Origin of the sequence: Cellulomonas sp. GbtcB1 (assembly GCF_019091725.1) — a bacterium.
Taxonomy (GTDB): Bacteria; Actinomycetota; Actinomycetes; order Actinomycetales; family Cellulomonadaceae; genus Cellulomonas.
The window spans coordinates 1-244 of record NZ_JAGXJG010000429.1 but is presented as its reverse complement, the minus strand read 5'-3'; the positions used below and the strand labels follow the sequence as shown (position 1 = coordinate 244).

At 79.5% G+C, this 244-nt stretch carries 1 pseudogene; it reads right to left on the bottom strand.

What is annotated here, in order from left to right:
* Positions 1–244: pseudogene (locus tag KVT14_RS20930) on the bottom strand (acyl-CoA dehydrogenase); the annotation flags it as partial.

Below are 244 nucleotides of genomic sequence, written 5' to 3'. Positions count from 1 at the left end.
GCGACGGCCACGGGGCGCCGACGGGCTGGACCTCCGCGGCCCGCAGGTCGACGGCGAACAGGCCGCGGCGGGCGCCGTCGTCAGCCACGCGGGCGGTGACGAGCGCGGCGTCCAGGTCGCTCGCCAGCGAGCACCAGGGCTTGGTGCCCCCGAGGAGCCAGCCGTCGTCCACGGCGGTGGCCGTGAGCGCCGGGCCGGGGTCCTCGGACGCGTACACGCCCCAGGTGGTCGCGGCGGCGTCGAG